Annotated in this window: 18 protein-coding genes; 12 read left to right on the top strand and 6 right to left on the bottom strand. The window is 63.1% G+C overall.

Annotation, left to right across the window (positions count from 1 at the left end):
• Nucleotides 1–16: 16 nt before the first annotated feature.
• Together B5525_RS32030 and B5525_RS32025 are read right to left on the bottom strand one after the other, a co-directional pair.
• Nucleotides 17–811 carry a CoA-transferase gene (locus tag B5525_RS32030; protein WP_079569690.1) on the bottom strand — a complete coding sequence of 265 codons (795 nt, stop codon included), beginning with the start codon at nt 809–811 and terminating at the stop codon, nt 17–19.
• 162 nt (nt 812–973) lie between these two features.
• Nucleotides 974–1,837, bottom strand: coding sequence for a FadR/GntR family transcriptional regulator (locus B5525_RS32025; protein WP_079569688.1), 864 nt, complete (start codon nt 1,835–1,837; stop codon nt 974–976).
• Between the two features lie 312 nt (nt 1,838–2,149).
• On the opposite strand from B5525_RS32025, the gene B5525_RS32020 reads away from it, so the two are divergent.
• The 10 genes from B5525_RS32020 to B5525_RS31975 all read left to right on the top strand — a co-directional run bounded on the left by B5525_RS32020 (nt 2,150) and on the right by B5525_RS31975 (nt 12,923).
• Nucleotides 2,150–3,025, top strand: a complete 876-nt coding sequence (locus B5525_RS32020; protein ID WP_079569687.1) for a branched-chain amino acid ABC transporter permease — start codon at nt 2,150–2,152, stop codon at nt 3,023–3,025.
• Nucleotides 3,022–3,972, top strand: a complete 951-nt coding sequence (locus B5525_RS32015; protein ID WP_079569685.1) for a branched-chain amino acid ABC transporter permease — start codon at nt 3,022–3,024, stop codon at nt 3,970–3,972. The genes B5525_RS32020 and B5525_RS32015 overlap by 4 nt, the downstream gene beginning before the upstream one ends.
• Nucleotides 3,969–4,703, top strand: coding sequence for an ABC transporter ATP-binding protein (locus B5525_RS32010; protein ID WP_079569684.1), 735 nt, complete (start codon nt 3,969–3,971; stop codon nt 4,701–4,703). The genes B5525_RS32015 and B5525_RS32010 overlap by 4 nt, the downstream gene beginning before the upstream one ends.
• Entirely contained in the window at nt 4,696–5,400 is a 705-nt protein-coding gene (locus tag B5525_RS32005) for an ABC transporter ATP-binding protein (protein ID WP_079574059.1), read from the top strand. Before B5525_RS32010 ends, B5525_RS32005 begins: the two co-directional genes overlap by 8 nt.
• Nucleotides 5,401–5,430: 30 nt before the next feature.
• A complete protein-coding gene (locus B5525_RS32000) occupies nt 5,431–6,630 on the top strand; it encodes an ABC transporter substrate-binding protein (protein ID WP_079569682.1) in 1,200 nt (399 codons plus the stop codon).
• 49 nt (nt 6,631–6,679) lie between these two features.
• Nucleotides 6,680–7,777 carry an NAD(P)-dependent alcohol dehydrogenase gene (locus B5525_RS31995; protein WP_079569678.1) on the top strand — a complete coding sequence of 366 codons (1,098 nt, stop codon included), beginning with the start codon at nt 6,680–6,682 and terminating at the stop codon, nt 7,775–7,777.
• 46 nt (nt 7,778–7,823) lie between these two features.
• The gene (locus B5525_RS31990) at nt 7,824–9,059 is read left to right on the top strand and encodes a cytochrome P450 (protein WP_079569676.1); all 1,236 of its coding nucleotides are present in this window, start codon (nt 7,824–7,826) and stop codon (nt 9,057–9,059) included.
• Nucleotides 9,060–9,140: 81 nt separating this feature from the next.
• Nucleotides 9,141–11,288: an acetate--CoA ligase family protein gene (locus tag B5525_RS31985; protein WP_079569675.1), complete on the top strand. Its 2,148-nt coding sequence runs from the start codon at nt 9,141–9,143 to the stop codon at nt 11,286–11,288.
• 28 nt (nt 11,289–11,316) lie between these two features.
• On the top strand, nt 11,317–12,510 hold the full coding sequence (locus B5525_RS31980; protein ID WP_079569673.1) for a thiolase family protein: 1,194 nt from the start codon (nt 11,317–11,319) through the stop codon (nt 12,508–12,510).
• Complete coding sequence (locus B5525_RS31975) at nt 12,507–12,923, top strand: Zn-ribbon domain-containing OB-fold protein (protein ID WP_079569671.1); 417 nt, start codon at nt 12,507–12,509, stop codon at nt 12,921–12,923. Before B5525_RS31980 ends, B5525_RS31975 begins: the two co-directional genes overlap by 4 nt.
• Nucleotides 12,924–13,049: 126 nt before the next feature.
• Here the strand turns inward: B5525_RS31975 and B5525_RS31970 are convergent, their stop codons facing one another.
• The 4 genes from B5525_RS31970 to B5525_RS31955 all read right to left on the bottom strand — a co-directional run bounded on the left by B5525_RS31970 (nt 13,050) and on the right by B5525_RS31955 (nt 15,713).
• A complete protein-coding gene (locus B5525_RS31970; protein ID WP_079569670.1) occupies nt 13,050–13,340 on the bottom strand; it encodes a 2Fe-2S iron-sulfur cluster-binding protein in 291 nt (96 codons plus the stop codon).
• A gap of 27 nt (nt 13,341–13,367) precedes the next feature.
• The gene (locus B5525_RS31965) at nt 13,368–14,687 is read right to left on the bottom strand and encodes a Rieske 2Fe-2S domain-containing protein (RefSeq protein WP_079569668.1); all 1,320 of its coding nucleotides are present in this window, start codon (nt 14,685–14,687) and stop codon (nt 13,368–13,370) included.
• Nucleotides 14,688–14,726: 39 nt separating this feature from the next.
• Nucleotides 14,727–15,068: a hypothetical protein gene (locus B5525_RS31960; protein WP_079569667.1), complete on the bottom strand. Its 342-nt coding sequence runs from the start codon at nt 15,066–15,068 to the stop codon at nt 14,727–14,729.
• A gap of 108 nt (nt 15,069–15,176) precedes the next feature.
• Nucleotides 15,177–15,713 carry a MarR family winged helix-turn-helix transcriptional regulator gene (locus B5525_RS31955; protein ID WP_244567660.1) on the bottom strand — a complete coding sequence of 179 codons (537 nt, stop codon included), beginning with the start codon at nt 15,711–15,713 and terminating at the stop codon, nt 15,177–15,179.
• 674 nt (nt 15,714–16,387) lie between these two features.
• Between B5525_RS31955 and B5525_RS31950 the strand changes: the two genes are divergently transcribed.
• Nucleotides 16,388–17,074, top strand: coding sequence for a cysteine hydrolase family protein (locus B5525_RS31950; RefSeq protein ID WP_172900020.1), 687 nt, complete (start codon nt 16,388–16,390; stop codon nt 17,072–17,074).
• Nucleotides 17,075–17,102: 28 nt separating this feature from the next.
• The gene (locus B5525_RS31945) at nt 17,103–18,170 is read left to right on the top strand and encodes a hypothetical protein (RefSeq protein WP_079569664.1); all 1,068 of its coding nucleotides are present in this window, start codon (nt 17,103–17,105) and stop codon (nt 18,168–18,170) included.
• The last annotated feature ends 108 nt before the right edge of the window (nt 18,171–18,278 follow it).

Below are 18,278 nucleotides of genomic sequence, written 5' to 3'. Positions count from 1 at the left end.
TTGTTTTGCTTTTGGATCAGGCCCGACGCCGCTCGCGCAGCACGCCGGTCTGATCGACGTTTTCGCGCAGCACGCGCAGCTCTTCAGCCGTCGGCATCGCGGTCACCGGCGGCGTTCTCTCAATGACAAGCTCAAAACCGGTGGCCTTCTGGACCTGCTCGATCGCCACGCCCGGATGCAGCGACATCACGCGCATCTGTTTCGACACCGGTTCGAAATCGAATATCCCGAACGGGCTCAAGACAAGCTTGGGGCCGCCCTCGGGCAGGCCGCGATCGGTGCGCGACGTGCCGCCGTCGAGAAAACCGGGGCCGTTGAGGAAGTCGACGCGTTCGGGAAAACTGCCGCGGTCGTGGCGCGCCATCACGACATAGAAGCGCCGCGCCAAGGCGGTGAGGGCGCTGATGCCGACCGTGCCGGGGCCGCGCAGCCGCGGCTTGTCATGCGATCCGACGCAGACGGTGTTGATGTTGCCGAAGCGGTCGACCTGGATGGCGCCGAGAATCGCGAAATCGAAGAAATGGATCTTCCAGTCGATAAAGTCGACCATCTGCGGCAGGTCCATCATCGCCTCGCTCCAGGCGATATTCTCGGTGCGGGCGGTCGAGCGGATCACCGGCTCATTGCAATTGACCATGCCGCCGGGGCCCGACACCCACCACAGCGTCGGCGCCTGAAGGCTGCGGGCGAGATTGCAGGCCGCCACCTGGACGTCGCTGTTGGTCCCGACGATGGCTTTTTCGCCGTCGCGCAGATCGCGCGCCAGCAGCACTGCCTGCAGTTCGGCCATCGAGCATCCGGTGTCGGTCATTTTCAATTTCTTTGCTTAAGGTTCATTGGTCAGACCATACTAGGAGCAGGTCGGCGCGAATGTCAAACGGCCGAATCGGCATGGCGCGCGCGGCCGGCGCGCATGCCTGCGCGGCGCAGGCTAAAGAGCCGCGCCGGTTTCGGGGCGTGCTTAAAGGGAATTTTACTGCGAGGCTTCTTCGGCCAGCGCCCGCACCGTCTTGTTCTCGGCGGCGGTGCGTTCGGCACGCATCAGATGGCGGCGAAGGCGCTGGAGATGCTCGGTCATTTCCCGCTTGGCCTCGTCGACCTGGCGGGTCGCAATGTATTCGACCAGCCGTCGCCGGTGTGCGATCAGGTTTGGAAAGAACTCGATGTTGGATTCCTCGACCTGCTGCAGCACGATATCGGTCAGGGCTTCGATGATCACCTGCATCACGGTATTGTCGGTCGCCTGCGAGATCAGGCGATAGAATTCCGCGCTGATCGCAACGCGTTCCGAGGCCTTGCCGGATACGGGAAGGGTGGTCAGCCGATCGACGTTTTTCTCGAGCGCGGCCACCGTGGTCGGCCGGATCCGCTCGCAGGCAAGCTGCATGGCGAGCTGCATTACCAGCGTGCGGGCTTCCGTCAGATTGTCCAGCGAGATGCGGCCAAGATGGAACATGTCGCGGATCGACCGGGTGACGAGATCGGGATCGCCCTTGAGGATGAAGGCGCCGCCGCGCGCGCCCTTGTGCAGGCCGACCACTCCGGCGATCTCCAGGCTGCGCAAGGCTTCGCGGACTGCCGCCCGGCTGACGCCGAGTTTTGCGGCAAGCTCCCGTTCGGCCGGCAGCTTGTCGCCGGGACGAAGCGAGCCCGCGGCCATCTCGCGGCGGACCTGTTCGCAGATTTCCTCGAATACTCGCTTGGTGCGGATCGGCGCGAACCGCGGTTGTGACCGGTCTTTCGCCACAGGCTCGGCCGTCTTGGCCGGAAGCCGCCGCGCCGAGGGCTTCCTGGCCCGGGCCGGCGTGGTTGCGACGGTCGTCGTCTTCCTGGTCAAAGCTCTGTCCACCTCGTTCGAACCCGCCACCGATGCGGGCACTCATCCTTTATACCAACCCAGCCGCGATGGACAGCGGAACCGAACGTCCTTGACGGCCTCGAGGCAAAATGCATCAATGGTCTGTCCAATGGCCAGTCCTGTCGGGCTGCGGGGTTCGGCGATGATGCCGGAGGCCGCAGGCTGGACGGCAGCAAACTGCGCCCGGGGCACCGCCGGCTCCAGATCGGCGCGACAAGCAAGCAAACGGCAGGGAGAAGGCGTCGTGGGCGGAGAGATGCTGCAGCAAAGGCCCGGCGGGACGGCCCCCTGATGGACTTGTTGCCGCTTCTTCCCCAGGCGCTCGCGGACGGGCTGCTGCTCGGTGGCGTCTACGCCATCGTCGCGGTTGGGCTGACCATGACGTTCGGCGTGCTGCGGATCGTCAATTTCGCACATGGCGATTTTCTCGCGGTCGGGCTGTATCTGACCTATCTCGGCGCGACCTGGCTCGGGCTCGATCCCTATGTTTCGCTCGTTCTCGTGCTGCCGCTGGTCACGCTGGCAGCCGCCTTTACCTACAAATTGCTGATCGCGCCGGTCATCACGGCACCCGAGCACAACCAGATCGTGGTGACGCTCGGATTGTCGCTGATCCTGCAGAACGCCATGCTGGCGCTTTTCACGGCGGACCTCCACGCCATCCCGTCCGTGCTGTCAGGGCATATCGTGCGGGTCGGCAATGTGTTCATCCAGGCTGCAGCCCTGATCGCCAGTGCGGTGTCGATCGCGCTCTGCCTCGGGCTGTACTGGTTTCTGCGTTCGACTGAACTTGGCCGGCTGATCCGTGCGGCGGCGCAGGACCGCGATGCGGCGCTGATGAGCGGCGTCAACGTCGACCGGATGTATCTGCTGGCATTCTGCATCGGCGTCGGCTCGCTCGGCCTGGTGGCGCCGCTGATCGCGCCGTTCAATTATGTCAGTCCTTCGGTCGGCTCTAACTTCACGCTGACCGCGTTCATCGTCGTGGTGCTCGGCAGCATGGGCAATTTCGCCGGCGCGCTGATAGGCGGATTCATCATCGGCCTCGTCGAAGCGGTCGGCGGTCTGGTGACGGGCGGCTCGATCAATTTCATCATCACCTACGCCATCTTCATCCTGTTCCTGCTGTTCAAGCCGGAGGGGCTTTTGGGAGGGCGCAGGCTATGAGACCGATGCTTGTCCTCGGCCTCGCGGTCGCGCTGCTGGCCGGCGTGGCACCTTTGTTGTCCATCTATGGGCAGCACATCTTCGTGCTGGTGGCACTTTACGGCTCGGTTGCGCTGGCCTGGAATATCCTGGGCGGGATGGCCGGACAGATGTCGCTTGGGCACGCGTTGTTCGTCGGCGCCGGAGCCTACGTCTCGACCGCGCTGTATCTCAATTTCGGCGTCAGTCCCTGGCTCGGCCTGATCGCCGCCGCGGCCATCGGCGGCGCACTCGGCGCACTGATGGGCTACACGGTTTTTCGCCGCAAATTGTCGGGCGTCTATTTCGCGCTGGTCACGCTCGCGCTGGCCGAAATGGCGCTGCATATCGTCAGCAACGTCCCAGCGCTCGGCGGCGCCAACGGATTGGCGATCCCGTCGAAACCCGATTTCGCGAACTTGCAATTCGGCTCCAAGCTCGGTTTCTGTTACGCGGCGCTCGCAATTCTCGCCATCGTATCGGCCGTCATCCTTGCCATCCATCGCTCGCGTCTCGGCTACGTCTTTCTGGCGATCAGGGAGAATGAGCGCTCCGCGGCGGCGCTCGGTATCGACGTGGTGCAGGGAAAGGTGATTGCCGCTGCGATCAGCGGGGCGTTGGCGGCTTTGGTCGGGCCGGTCTACGCCAATTACGTGCTGTTCATCGACCCTGAATCCGTGCTCGGCGTGCCGCTTTCGATCGATGCGCTGGTGTTCTCTTTTGTCGGCGGCCTCGGCTCGCTGTTCGGTCCGCTGCTCGGCGCCGTGGTCCTGGTACCCCTGACCGAGCTCTTGCGCGGCATGCTGGCGGGCAGGCTCGCCGGCATTCATCTCATCGTCTACGGCGTCATCCTGATTCTGGCGATGCGGCTGGCGCCGCGAGGGCTCTGGGGTTTGTTTGCGGATTCAATGACGCGGAGGCGGAAATGAACCCGCCGCTGCTGCAGGTCCGCGGTGTCTCGCGCTGGTTCGGCGGCTTGCGGGCGGTCGACGAAGTGTCGTTCGATCTTGCCGGCCACGAGATCGTCGGCCTGATCGGCCCGAACGGCGCCGGCAAGACCACGCTGTTCGAGACCATCTCCGGCTTCATCCGCCCGACCAAGGGAACGGTGACGTTCGACGGCCGGGATATCACCGGACAGCCACCGCATCGCCTGGCGCGGCTGGGTATCGGCCGCACCTTCCAGATCGTCCAGCCGTTTCGCGATGTCTCCGTGCTGGAAAATGTCATCGCCGGGGTGGTCGGTCCGAACCGCGAGACATCGGACCCGCGCGCTGAGGCGATGGCGGTCCTGAACCGCGTCAAGCTCGATCATCGGGCTGTCGCACTGGCGCGCAACCTGTCGCTTCCGGAAAAGAAACGGCTGGAGATTGCGCGCGCGCTGGCCACCCGTCCACGGCTGCTGCTGCTCGACGAGGTGATGGCCGGCCTGACGCCGGCCGAGATCGACGAGATTATGGTGATCCTCGCCGATATCCGCAGCGGTGGCATCGCGCTGCTCATCGTCGAACACGTCATGCGCGCGATCATGTCGTTGTCGGATCGCCTGGTCGTGATGGCCAACGGGCGCAAGATTGCGGAGGGGCTGCCGGCCGCGGTTGCCGCCGAGCCGGCGGTGATCGAGGCCTATCTCGGCAGGAGGCATCATGGCGCTGCTTGATGTCAGAGGCCTCCGCGCCGGTTACGGCGATGTGCCCGTGCTGAGGGGAATCGACCTCTCGATTGCGGCGGGCAGCATTACCGCGCTGATCGGCGCCAACGGCGCCGGCAAGACGACACTTCTGCGCACGATATCCGGGATCGTTCCTGCCGAGGCAGGAACGATCAGCTACGACGGGCGCGACATCGTCGGGATGCCGCCGCAGGACATCGTTCGGGCCGGGCTCGTGCAGGTGCCGGAAGGCCGGCGATTGTTTTCCGATATGACCGTGTTTGAGAATCTGCTGGTCAGCTCGTCGTCGCCGGTCGCGCGTCCCAGGCGTGACGAGAACCTCGCTATGGTGCTCGAGCTGTTTCCCCGAGTGCGCGAGCGCAGGGCGCAGCGGGCCGGCACGCTGTCGGGCGGCGAGCAGCAGATGGTCGCGATCGCGCGCGCGCTGATGGCCTCGCCGCGGCTGTTGCTGCTCGACGAAACCAGCCTCGGCCTGGCGCCGATCGTCGTCGACGAGATCTTCGTCGCGGTGCGCCGGCTGGCGGCGCAGGGACTTACCATTCTGGTCGTCGAACAGAACACCGCGCTGGCGCTCGAAGTGGCCGACCACGGCTATGTGCTGGAGCAGGGGCGGTTTGCGATTGAGGGTCCTGCGCCCGGCCTGATGGCGGATCCACGGGTCAGGCAGGCCTATCTCGGAATCTGAAGAGCAATAAAACAAGCAAAGGAGACGCAGATGAAACGCATGGTTGGCTTTCTTCTTTCAACGACGGTGCTGCTGTCGGCTTTCAATGCGACCGCCGCCGACGCGGTCAAGGTGGGCGCGGTCTATGCGCTGACCGGTCCCGGCGCGGTGGGTGGCGGCGACGGCATGCGTGGCACGGAGCTCGCGATCGAGCAGGTCAACGCGGCCGGCGGGCTGAAAAATCACGGCGGCGCCCTGATCGAACTCGTCAAGGGCGATTCGCAGAGCAAGCCGATCAATGCGGTCGGCGAGACCGAGCGGCTGGTCAACCAGGACAAGGTCACGCTGGTCATGGGTGCCGCGACGTCCAACGAAACCGTGCCGTTGTCGCAGGTCGCGGAGAAATACGGCGTTCCGCACATCAATACGATTCCACAGCAGGAATCCATGACCAACGGCAGCCTGAAATGGACCTGGTCGACCACGCTGATCGACAGCGATTACGTGACCGGCATTTTCCGTTCGCTTGATATGGTGCACCGGATCGACCCGAAAAAGACCAAAGTGGGCGTGCTCTGCCCCGACAATGAATACGGAATCGAGATGGGCAAGCAGCTCAAGGCCGAGCTGGCCAAGCGCAAGGATCTGACGCTGACGTCATTCATCGAATATGGCGCTGCCGCGCAGGACCTGTTGCAGCCGGTGCTGAAGTTGAAGGCGTCGCAGCCCGACATCGTGGTGCAGGTCGGGTATTTTCGGGCCGGGGTGCTGGCCTCGAAGGCCTACGAGCAGCTCGATTTCCATCCCGTGGTGATCGGCACCGGTGGCATGTCGGGCGATCCGAAACTGCGCCCGGAGATCGGCAATCTGGTGGCCTGGCAGTTCGCGGTGACGCCATTCTCGGCCGATCTGCCGGAGGCCGCGAAGGTCGGTGAGGCCTTCGAGAAGAAATTCCAGCAACCGCTGACGCTGAACTCGGCGCTCGGCTATTTCGGCACCATGGTCGCGATCAGGGCGCTCGATGCGGCCAGGAGCTTTGAACCGAAAGACATCGCGGACGCGCTTCGCAAGGTGAAGGTCGGCAAGGACGAGATGATCACCTCGTCGGACTATCTCGAATTCGATGAGAACGGCCGCAACAGGGGACGCGACACCACGGTGACGCAGTTCCAGGGTGACAAGCTCGTGACGGTATGGCCGCCGGAAAAGGCCACGGCAAAACCCGTCCTCAAGGGCTTCAACACGCCCTGACAAGCAAAAAGGACCAGCCGCGATGACGTCGCCCGGACGAACACACGCCTTGAGCATTACGGCGGCGATCGCCAATGCGCCTCAAGATCCGTTCGAGATCGCGACCTGCGAACTCGGGGATCCCCAGCACGGCGAGGTTCTTGTCCGGGTGCACGCGTGTGGCATTTGCCACACCGACATGGCGGTGAAGCTGCAGCATATCCCGATCCCGATGCCCAAGGTGCTGGGACATGAGGGCGCCGGAATCGTCGAGAAGGTCGGTCCGGGAGTAACGCGGCTGCGGCCCGGCGACCACGTCCTGATGAGCTTCGGCTCGTGCGGCGAGTGCTCGAACTGCCGTGATGGCGCGCTCGGCTATTGCGACCATTTTCGTGACATCAACCTGTTCGGAAAGCGGGCCGGCGGTTCGGCGCTGACCCGGAACGGCAAGGAAGTCGGCGGACATTTCTTTGCCCAGTCCGCATTCGCGACCCATGCCATTGCGACGACCCGCAATGTCGTGAAGGTGGACAGCGATCTGCCGCTGGAACTCATAGCCCCACTGGGATGCGGGATCCAGACCGGCATGGGCACGGTGATGCACGTGCTGCGGCCACCAGCCGGCACCTCGATCGCGGTCTTCGGGGCCGGAGCCGTTGGCCTCTCGGCCATCATCGCCGCGGCGATTGTCGGCTGCTCCACGATCATCGCGGTCGACATCGTCCCCGAGCGGCTTCGCATGGCCCTTGAGCTCGGGGCGACCCACGCCGTTTCGGGCCTTTCGGACAACCCGATGGCGGAGATTGTCGAACTCACGCAAGGCGGCGCAAATTTCTCGCTGGACACCACCGGTGTTCCCGCAGTCGTTGCCAATTCGATCAATTGCCTGAGGGCGAGGGGCGTCAACGCCCAGGTCGCAGCACCCCCCCGCGGCACCATGTATGCGGCCGAGGCCAGCGTGGTGGTCGGTCGGGGGATCACCGTTCGCGGCGTCGTCGAAGGGGATGCCAATCCCCAGCTGTTCATCCCGCGGATGATCGGCTTCTTTCGTGACGGCCGGCTGCCGCTCGACAAATTCGTGAAGACCTATCCGCTCGAAAAAATAAATGAAGCTGTTGGCGACCTGGAGAGCAGCCGGGTGGTCAAGCCGGTGCTGGTCATGCGGTGAAGAATACACCGGAACGGCGCGGAAAACCAACCAGGGAGAAAAACAGATGCTCGACAGGCCCCTCGACAATGCAATCGCCGACCACAAGACATACGGCAGCGTCGACGCGCAGCACCGGTTGTTCGCCGGATTGAGGCGCGACGATCCGGTCCATTGGACCCAACCCGACGGGTACCGCCCGTTCTGGACGATCTCGAAGTACGCCGACATCGTCGAGATCGAACGCCAGGCCGATCGCTTCATCAACCAACCGCGGACCAAACTGCTGAGCATCGACTTTGAGAGCAAAGTCAAGGAGGCCATGAGCGGCAAGCCGATGCTGGTTCGCACCCTGCCGCAAATGGATAATCCGGATCATTCGAAGTACCAGAAGCTCACCCACGCATGGTTCCAGCCGCGCCACATCCGGACGCTGTCGGAGCGCATGGAGGCCCTGGCGAAGGAAAGTGTCGATCGCCTCTGTGCGATCGGAGGCGAATGCGATTTCTACAATGACATAGCGATCTATTACCCGCTGCGAGTCGTGATGACGATCCTCGGACTCTCGCCTGAAGACGAGGCGCGCCTGTTGAAGATCACCCAGGCCTATTTTGGCGGCGGCGATCCGGAAATGCAGAAAGGCAACGACCTGATCGACGCGACCATGGCCTATATCGATTATTTCAAGGACGTCGCGAAGGAACGGCGGCAGAATCCCAAGGACGATGTTGCGACCGTCATCGCGACATCGGAGATCGACGGCAAGCCGATCGGCGATTTCGAAGCCTATTCCTACTACGTGGCGCTGGCGAGCGCCGGCCACGACACCACGAGCGCCACCATCGCGGGCGGGCTGCTCGCCTTGATCGAGAATCCCGCCGCCATGGCTCGCCTGCAGAAGGAGCCTGATCTGATCCCTGATGCGGCCGAAGAAATGGTGCGCTGGGTGTCGCCGGTCAAGCATTTCTTCCGGACGGCGGTCGCGGACTACGAAATCCGCGGCAAGACGATCAAGGCCGGGGACAGCATTTTCATCAGCTACCCCTCCGGCAACCGCGACGAAGAAGCCTTCGATCGTCCGTTCGAATTCATTCCCGACCGTTCGCCCAACCGGCATCTCGGCTATGGTTACGGAATTCACGCGTGCATCGGCAGGCACCTCGCCAAGGCCGAAATCGTGGCGTTCTTTCGCGAACTGCTCAAACGGATCGATCGGATCGAATTGGCCGGGAGTCCGGCCTGGACGGAAACGTCCTTCCTCGGCGGGGTGAAGCGGCTGCCGGTGCGTTATCGCGCACACTAGCTTCGAAAACACACCGAAATGCTTGGCTCGGCCGATCGGCCGAGCTTCGAAAACGAGCTTTAAGGCGGACAAGGACTGAGCATGGCCCACCCGACTGCACGCGCGCTATATCACCATGAGGACCTGCGTCGTCTGATCAATCCGAAAGTGGTCGCAATCGTCGGCGCATCGGAGACGCGCGGCTCCTTCGGTGAGCGTACGCTGTCCAACATGGCCGGTTTCACCGGCAAGGTTTTTGCGATCAATCCGAAGTACCCGAATCTGCTGGGCCGCCCGTGCGTGCCGTCGCTGGCGGACCTGCCGGAGAGCCCGGATTGCGTGGTGCTGTGCGTGGCCCGGCCGATGGTCGAGGGGATGATCGAGGCCGCCGCGGCCGTGAAGGCCGGCGGGGTCATTGTCTACGCGTCGGGCTTTGCGGAGACCGCAAAGCCCGATCGCATCGAGGCGCAGCAGCGCCTGATCGAGCTTGCGCAGCGCACCGGGGTGCGCGTGGTCGGGCCGAATTGCGTTGGGCTGGCGAATACCAGCTCTTCCGCGGGACTAAATTTCATGCCGGATTACGCGGCGATGGGTCACCGCCGCGGTCCGATCGGGATCGTCTCGCAAAGCGGCGCACTGGGCTATACCGTGGTGCAGGGCATGGAGCGCGGCATCGGGTTCTCGCATTATCTGGCGGCGGGAAATTCCTGCGACGTCGATGTCTGCGATTTCATTTCCTATCTTGCCGAGGATGACGATACGCGCTCGATCATCTGCCTGCTGGAAGGTGTCAAGGATGGCGACCGTTTCCTGGCGGCGGCGCGAAAGGCGCGCAATGCCGGCAAGGCGCTGATCGTCTACAAGACCGGCAACAGCGAGACCAGCAGCAAGGCGGCGATGTCGCACACGGGCACGATGGTCGGTTCCGTCTCCGCCTACCGGACGGCGATCGAAGAGACCGGCGCGATCGCGATCGACAATCTCGAGGCGGTGCTGGAGACGGCGTCGTTCTTTGCCAAGACCAGGGCGCCAACCGGCGGGCGCGGCGTCGGCATCCTCTCGACCTCAGGCGGCGCCGCGGTGATCTGCGCCGACAAGGCCGAAGCCCATGGCGTCGCGCTGCCGGCGCTGGAAGAAAAGACTGCGACTGCGCTGCACGAGGTGGTGCCTGATTTCGGCTCGGTCGCCAATCCGTCCGATCTCACCGCCGAAGTGCTGAAGACGTCGGAGACCTTCGGATTTTGTCTCGATGCCTTCATGAACGATGCCGGATTCAGCGCGCTGGTGATGCCCATGATCTTCGCGCACACGTCCTCGAGCGGGGCGCGGGCGCCGACCATTGTCGAGGCCGCGGCCCGCACCGAGCGGCCGCTGGCGGTGGTCTGGATGAATGAATGGTACCAGGGACCAGGCAGCGAACTTCTCGATGCCGATCCCAGGGTCTGCATGTTTCGCTCAGCCGATCGCTGCTTTGCGACGTTGCGGGCGTGGTTCGACTGGCATGAGCGCCGGACGCGGCAAGCGCAGGCGGCGCGGCGGTCACCGGCGTCGGCCGGGCAGGCCGCCCGCGCCATCCTGTCCGAGGTGAAGGGCCGTGGCGCGGCGCTGTCGGAGACGGATTCCAAGCGCATCCTCGCCTGCTACGGCATCCCTGTTCCGCAGGAGATCGTGGCCCGCGATCCCGACCAGGCGGCCTCGGCAGCGAGCAAGATCGGCGCTCCGGTGGCGATCAAGATCGTGTCGCCCGACATCCAGCACAAGACCGAAGCCGGCGGCGTCAGGCTCGGACTGTCGACGCCGGAGAATGTCCGCGAAGCGGCCAAGAACATCCTGGAATCGGCAGCGCGCTTTGCGCCACAGGCGAGGATCGACGGCATCAGCGTGCAGCAGATGGCGCCCGCGGGCGTCGAGATCGTGCTCGGCGTCAAGAACGACCGTCAGTTCGGCCCACTGGTCGCGGCTGGCCTGGGCGGCATCATGGTCGAGCTGATCGGCGATACCGCCGTGCGGCTGGCTCCGGTCGATGACGCGGCCGCCCGCGCGATGCTCGGCTCGCTCAAGAGCCACGCCTTGCTGACGGGGTTTCGCGGCAAGCCCGGCGTCGATGTCGACGGATTGGTCGATACCGTCTGCCGGCTTTCTGAGCTAGCGCATGATCTGAAGGATGTCATCGACCAGATCGACGTCAATCCGGTGATTGCGGGGCCCGGCGGCGTGATGGCCGCCGATGCATTGATCGTGTGCCGATGATGGTGTTCCAACGCGCGAGGGCAGCAAGATGACGAGAAGCGTCGCGATACTCGGTGCGGCGGTGTTGCCGGTCGCCAAATGGCAGACACCGCGCGATGCCGAACTGCAGGTGCTCGAACACGAAATCCTCGCGAAAGTCGTGATCTCGGCGGTAGCGGATGCGGGAGTCGAGCGGAGCGAGATCTCGTCGCTTGCCTTTGCGCAGCCGCGTCCCTACACCCAGCAGAAGTATTTTGCGACTTTCATCGCGAATTATTTGCGGCTTCCCTGCACGGGTACGGTGCAGGAGGTCCTCGGCAACGGAATGACTGCGGCGCTGGCATTCGAAGCCGCGGCTAACGATATCCGGCTCGGCAAGTCACGCGTCGCGCTGGCACTGGGAATCAACTTCGAATCGGCGATCCCCGCCGTCGAGCACATGATGAACTCGATGCGCGCTACCGGCGACGTCGATTTCCATGCGCCGTTCGGATTCACGCCGATTTCCTGGTACGCGATGGATGCCGCGCGCTACATCCACGAATTCAAATCGTCGCGTACGGAACTCGCGAGCGTCTCGGTCAAGAACCGGCGGCACGCCTCGCTCAATCCGATCGCGCAGCTTCGTAAACCCATCACGCTCGACGAGGTGCTGGCGCAGAAGCCGATCGTCGAACCGCTCGGGCTCTACGAGGTGCCGCCGCGCGGCGATGGCGCCGCCTGCATCGTGCTGGTGGATGAGGAGATCGCAAAGGCGTCCGGAAAGCCTTACGTCCGCGTGCGCGGCAGGGGATTTTTTCACGAGGGCGCCCACCAGATCAACGAAGTGCCGAACGACATGATCGCCCTGGTCTCGGCGCAGCGGGCAGGGCAGGCGGCGTATCAAGAGGCCGGCGTGAAAGCCTCCGATATCGATCTGGCGGAACTCTATGCGCCCTGCACCATCATCGAAATCCTGGCCGCCGAAGCGCTTGGTCTGGTGCCGCGCGGGCAGGGTGCCCGTCTTTGTTCCGAAGGCGTGACGTCGCTGGGCGGAAGGATTCCGGTCTGTACGTCGGGCGGCCTGCAGTCGCGGGGCCATCCCGCCCACGTCACGCCCTTCTACAGCCTGTTCGAGATCAACGAGCAACTCACGGGCCGCGCCGGTGAGCGCCAGGTCGCCAATGCCCGTCTCGCCGTCACCAGCGCCGAACTTGGCAACTACAATGCTGCGCTGGTCCATGTGCTGGAGGCGGTCCGATGACACTTGCTTTTCAAACCATCAATCGCCTCCGCGCCTTTCCGCCGCGCATGACCGAATTCACCCAACGATTCTGGCGGGGTCTTGCCACCGGGCATTTCGAGACGACGCGATGCGACGATTGCGGGCGCCTGACGTTTCCACCAAAACCGTTCTGCCCCCATTGCTGGTCGCATAAAATTGCGTGGGTGCCGCTTTCCGGCCGCGGAAAGCTCTATTCACAAACCGTCGTTCATGCGGCGCCGGCGGTATTTCAGGACGAGGTCCCATACCGGGTCGGCATCGTCGATCTCGACGAAGGCCTGCGGATCGCAACCCGGATGCTGGCCGATGTCGAACCGAAGCTCGATATCGCGGTCGAGATCGTGGTCCTCAATTACCGCGACGGACTGCTGTTCGCGGCGCGGCCTTTATAGGGGGCACGGCCGCAACAAGGAAGTCGTCATGCCCGGGCTTGTCCCGGGCAGCCACATCTTGGCAGTCATGCAGCGAGCAAGACGTGGATGGCCGGCCATGACGGTGACAATTGGTACGCGCGGCTATCAGAGATCGAGCGTCAACACCGGCGATTTCGACCGCGAGCAGCAGACCATCATCTTGCTGTTCTCGGCCTTTTCCTCGTCGCTGAGGAAGGAGTCGCGATGATCGGGAATTCCCTCGATCACTTTTGTTTCGCAGGTGCCGCAAATCCCGTCGGAACAGGAGAAGGAAACGTTGACGCCGTTGTCGAGAAGGATGTCCAGGATGGTTTCCCCGGGCGGCACGGCGATGGTCCGGCCGCTGCGATGTAGGCACACGTCGAAGCCGCCATCCGGGTTGGTCGTCTCAGTCATTGTGCAGTTGCCTTTACCGAACGCGGACTACAGCTGATAACCAAAACCGGCGCCGAGCTTCGCCTGCATATGCGAACGACCGAAATCGACCCATGACGTGGTCTCCGGCAGCGTGAGCGAGACCGCGCGCACCATGAAGGTGTCGGGGTCGGTTACCCCGCTCGGCTTGATGTCGCGGTCGCGATAGGCATTGACGGCTTCCAGTAGCAGCCGTCGTGTCATCGCAATTCCGGTGTCGCTGGACCCGAGGTGCTCCTTGGTGCGGTCGAAGATCGGCTTGGTGCCGCTCTGGCAGGCACCGTCCTGCACCCACAATCCCGGCAGGCCGGAGAACCAGGTATCGACCTGGCTCTGATAATCGAACTGAAAGCCGTTCTCGCGCGTGTACTTGGTCCAGTAGTCGGCATACGGCGTGGAGGGATCGCGCTTGACGAAGGACTCCTGGCTCGCATGGGCGGATTCCCGGCCGTTATGGCCGTGTTCGAACACTTCGCGCATACGCGGCGGCAGCGGCTCGGAGGGGTGGTAGGAAAACATCAGGCAGATCGTGTGATTGTCGTCCATCGGCACCCAGGCATGGCCGCTCAGTTCGGGATGCTTCGACTGCGGCGGCACCAGCGAATAAAACGGCAGCATGAACTGGTTGACCCGCCAGTAATTGGTTTGCTCGTCCAGCCGCCGCTTCGCTGCGATGCTCATTCCGAAATCCTGCCGCATGCATTCGAAAGTCGGACGCAGGTCGCGCGTCGCCAGCCACTTGTTGATCGCGCCCTTGGAATCGATGCGGCTGTGCAGGATCGGTGCGTGTGCGGAGTCGATTTCGCCTTCCAGCGCCTGCAGCCAGTTGCATTCCTGGATCCGCATCGACAGGTGGACGTTCTCGGCCGGTACCAGATTCCACTCCAGGTTCGGCAATGGCGGCAGGTCCGCGGTCTGCGGGCCCATATATGTCCAGAGCACGCCATTGCGCTCCCGGCACGGATAGGCGGTGATCCTGACCTTTTCCTTGAGCCGGCTCTTGGCCGGCTCGGCCGGCGTGTCCGTGACCGCGCCGGTCACGTCGAACTTCCAGCCGTGATAGACGCAGCGCAGGCCGCAATCCTCGTTGCGGCCGAACATCAGCGGGGCGCCGCGATGCGCGCAGGCGTTGGCGACGAGACCAACGCGCTGCTCGGTATCGCGGAACGCGACCAGATCCTCGCCGAGCAGCATGATCCGCTTCGGCTGGCCGTCGGCGACGAGATCCTTCGAAAACAGAAACGGAATCCAGTACAAGCGGAACAGCGATCCCATGGCGGTGCCGGGGCCGACCCGAACCAGCGTTTCATTGTCTTGGTGCGAAAGCATTGGCGTTCCTTCCCTCGGCTCTTTTTACCTTCGATCGCGTCAGTAATTATTCCGTCGCCCATCGACCATCCCGGTTCGATCGCGATCGATCAGGGCGATGATCTCGCTGGCGACGCCGGCCTGTCGGGCGACCCAGGCCGGATCGCAATCCCGTAAGGGCGGTCGCGGTACCGGCGGCGGGCTGCCCTGGCCGACCATACGGACGATCGTTTCGATTCTGCGCCGTTCGAGCGCCAGCAACGCCTCTTCGAGGACCACCGCCTCGGTGTGGCAGTCCGGCAGTTCCGGATAGGCGACGCGCCTGACCCACGAATCCGGCGCGATCTCGACGGTTTGCGCCTCCAGCAGATACGGCACGCTCAGGTATTCGCTCAGCCGCAAGCCCTTTGCTCCGCGTTATTTGCTACGTATACGTACTATATTCGCAAGCCGCAAGAGCGTTTTTGGCCAGCACGGCGGGGGCATTCGATGGAAGATTTGAGCCGGCGGCTAGCCACCGCTCTTCGCCGGGGGTTCCGCGATCAGCTTCACGCACCGCATGAAATGCGCCCGATCCTCGGCCGGCAGTGGCGCCAGCAGCGCGCTCTGCAGCTGGGCTGCGCCGTTCACGACCTCGAACAGCACGGCCTTGCCTGCGGGCGCCAGCAACACTTCGGCGGAACGCCGATCGCTGCCATTGTTGCGCTTGGTGATCAGGGACCGCTCCGCCATGCGATTGATCATCTCGCCCAGCGTGCTGCGATCGACCCGGATATGTCCAGCCAGTTCAGTCAGCGTCAGCGTGCCCTGCTGATAGAGCGTCAGCAGCACGCCGAACTGGCGCGGCGTGATCTCGTTCTGCCCGGTCAATTGTTCGTAGAGCAGGTGCACGCGGGTATCGAGCAGCCGCACCAGGAAGCCGAGGCCCTTGTCGAGCTTCAGCGTTCGGGCAAGCTCCTCCGCCGATCTGTCTTTCGCAGCAGGACGGGCGTCGGATTTTGGCGGCCTGATCATCGTGTGCATGTTACCCCAATTCCGCGAATGCATCAGCCTATCCTGACGGCGTGCCGGCAGATAGGACGTTCGGATGGCATTTGTTGATGCGCGAAAATAAAATCGAACATAGCGGTGTGGCGCGCAACGCACCCTCCGCGTCGCCGCAAAACCCGTGTCGACTTCAGCCGAATTGTTGTCTATTGACCGACCACTTCTGGCGCAAGGCGGCCGTTGAGATGTGTACGTTGGAGCTCGCTAGCTCCGCTTGCCTGTACCTAGCCCAAACTTCCCATTGATGGACTGGACCGACTAGGCCGAAAAGCGAAGCGTGATCAGCACTTAGGGTGAAGCCGGAAAGCTTTGCGGTACCAAATGCAGTAGCGCGAATGATCGTTGGTGAACGGCTGCCGGGGATTTCGCACTGCCGCGTTATTTCGCCGGCTGCCACACAGCACGTTGCATTGGAGACGCGCGCATGACGCGGCGCGGTCGAGGTCGGCCAACTTCAGCGCCGCCTGCGCGGCGTCGATTTCGCCCTTTGGGTGCTGCATTGTTGGTTTCTACGCCGGTACACAAACCGCTTGGCACATCAAAAAACAGCAACCGTCGAGGAAAAAACCGGCTTGACTAACTGGTCAGTTCCTCGGAGGCTTGAATGATGCCGCGCATGATCGTGGTTGCGGCCGGCATATACGTCCTGATCGTTTTTCTTTGTGGAGAAGACCTTGTCCAGCGACTATTCTGGATTGCTGCTCGCGCTGGCCGAAAAGGTCGATCCACGTAACTGCGCGTTGTTGGTCATCGACGTGCAGAACGATTTTGCGGCGGACGGTGGATTCTTCGACAAGGTCGGGGGCGATTTAAAGCCTCTGCAACAGGAGCGAGTACCCGCGCTGCTCGAACTGATCGCTTCGGCGCGTGAGGCTGGCGTTCTGGTAATCTTCGTCCAGGCGATTTACGATCCGAAGGACCTGTCGGGTCCGATGCGCGAACGAAACGCCCGATTGAAAATGGAGCTTCCGCGCTGCCTGACCGGTTCTTGGGGGGCAGACTTTTACCGGGTGAAACCGCAACCCGGCGAGCCCGTGGTGATCAAGCATCGTTACAGCGCCATGATCAATACTGAACTGCCCGGTCTTCTCAGGGAGCGCAGCATTCGCAGCTTGCTGCTCACCGGCATCGCGACCGATACCTGCGTGGAGTCGTCGGGCCGCGATGCCTACTTCATCGATTATTACGTCACCATCGTTGCCGATTGCTGCGGTGCAGCCAGCGAGGAGGACCATCGCGGAGCGCTGAAGCGGTTCAATCGCGATTATGGGCAGGTCGTCGTTTCCCGGGATGTCATCGACATCTGGAAGATGGATGCGAGGTCGGGTTCGTCGCCCCGGCAGGCTTCTGCCTCGCTCTGAGGGTCGGCAACACCGTAGTTGAGCTTTCATGAATCCGTACCGAGACCTCCTTAGATCCGCACTGTTTGGCCTCTCGGCCGACCGCAGCCACAGCCTGGCGCATGCGGCCATGCGATGGGCGTTGCCTTGGCAGCGGCTTGCCGCCATCAGCCATCTGGACGTTGTGGATGCCAGACTTGAGACTCGCTTCGCGGGCCTCGAGATGTCCAATCCCGTTGGGCTGGCGGCCGGCTTTGACAAGAACGCCGAATTGGTGGGAGCGTTGTCGACGCTCGGATTCGGCTCTATTTGCGTTGGGTCGATCATGCCGGAAGCGCGGTATGGCAATCCATTTCCACGGCTGGTTCGCTTGCCAGAAACCGAATCGATTGCGGATTCCATGGGGGTCCCCAGCAAGGGGCGGGCGTATGCCGTTGCACGGCTGCGCCGGCCAAGATCAGGCCGCGTTCCGGTCATCGCCAATGTCGGCGGATTTTCATCACAATCGATTGCAGAGAGCATCCTCGAGGTGCAGCCTCACGTCGATGCTGTTGAGGTGAGCCTGATGTGCCCGAACGTCCTCCAGCCCGGCGAGACCTTCGACGAAGTCGGTATGCTGCGCGGCATTCTCGATCGCATCGGTGGCCGGACCGGCTCGATCATCGTCAGGGTGCCGAACGATACCACGCAAATGCATGACCGTTTCGCCGAGCTTGTCGAACGCTGCGTTGATGCAAACGTCGGCGGATTGAAGGTCGGCGGCGGCAGCCGGATTCGCGAGCCGAAACTCGGGACCGCGACGGGCACGCTGCACGGCCGCGCGATTTTCGACGCCGCGCTGGCCAATGTGGAGCGCGCCGCTGGATTCGCGCGCGGACGCATACCCATCAAAGGCAATGGCGGCGTAAGCAGCGCTGCGGATGTGCTGGCGATGCGTCGCGCTGGCGCCGTCTGCGTCGATCTGTATTCCGCCTTCGTCTACCAGGGCTGGACGGTTGCTCGCGATATCAACCTGGCGCTTCTGGCGATGTTCGAGCAAGCGGCCGACAAAAGCTGGTTCCATGCCTCGGAGCATGCAGCTACGGGAACCGGCGCGGGCCTAACCTTCCGCTCATGAAAGTTCAATACCCGCCGCAACGACGACCAGGAGATCTGATGATTATCGCGTTGGAAGAACATTACTTCGATCCCAAATGGAACGACGCGCTCGACACACTCAATCATA

This window comes from Bradyrhizobium erythrophlei (genome assembly GCF_900129505.1).
Lineage (GTDB): Bacteria > Pseudomonadota > Alphaproteobacteria > Rhizobiales > Xanthobacteraceae > Bradyrhizobium > Bradyrhizobium erythrophlei_D.
This window is presented reverse-complemented; position numbering and strand designations above follow the sequence as displayed.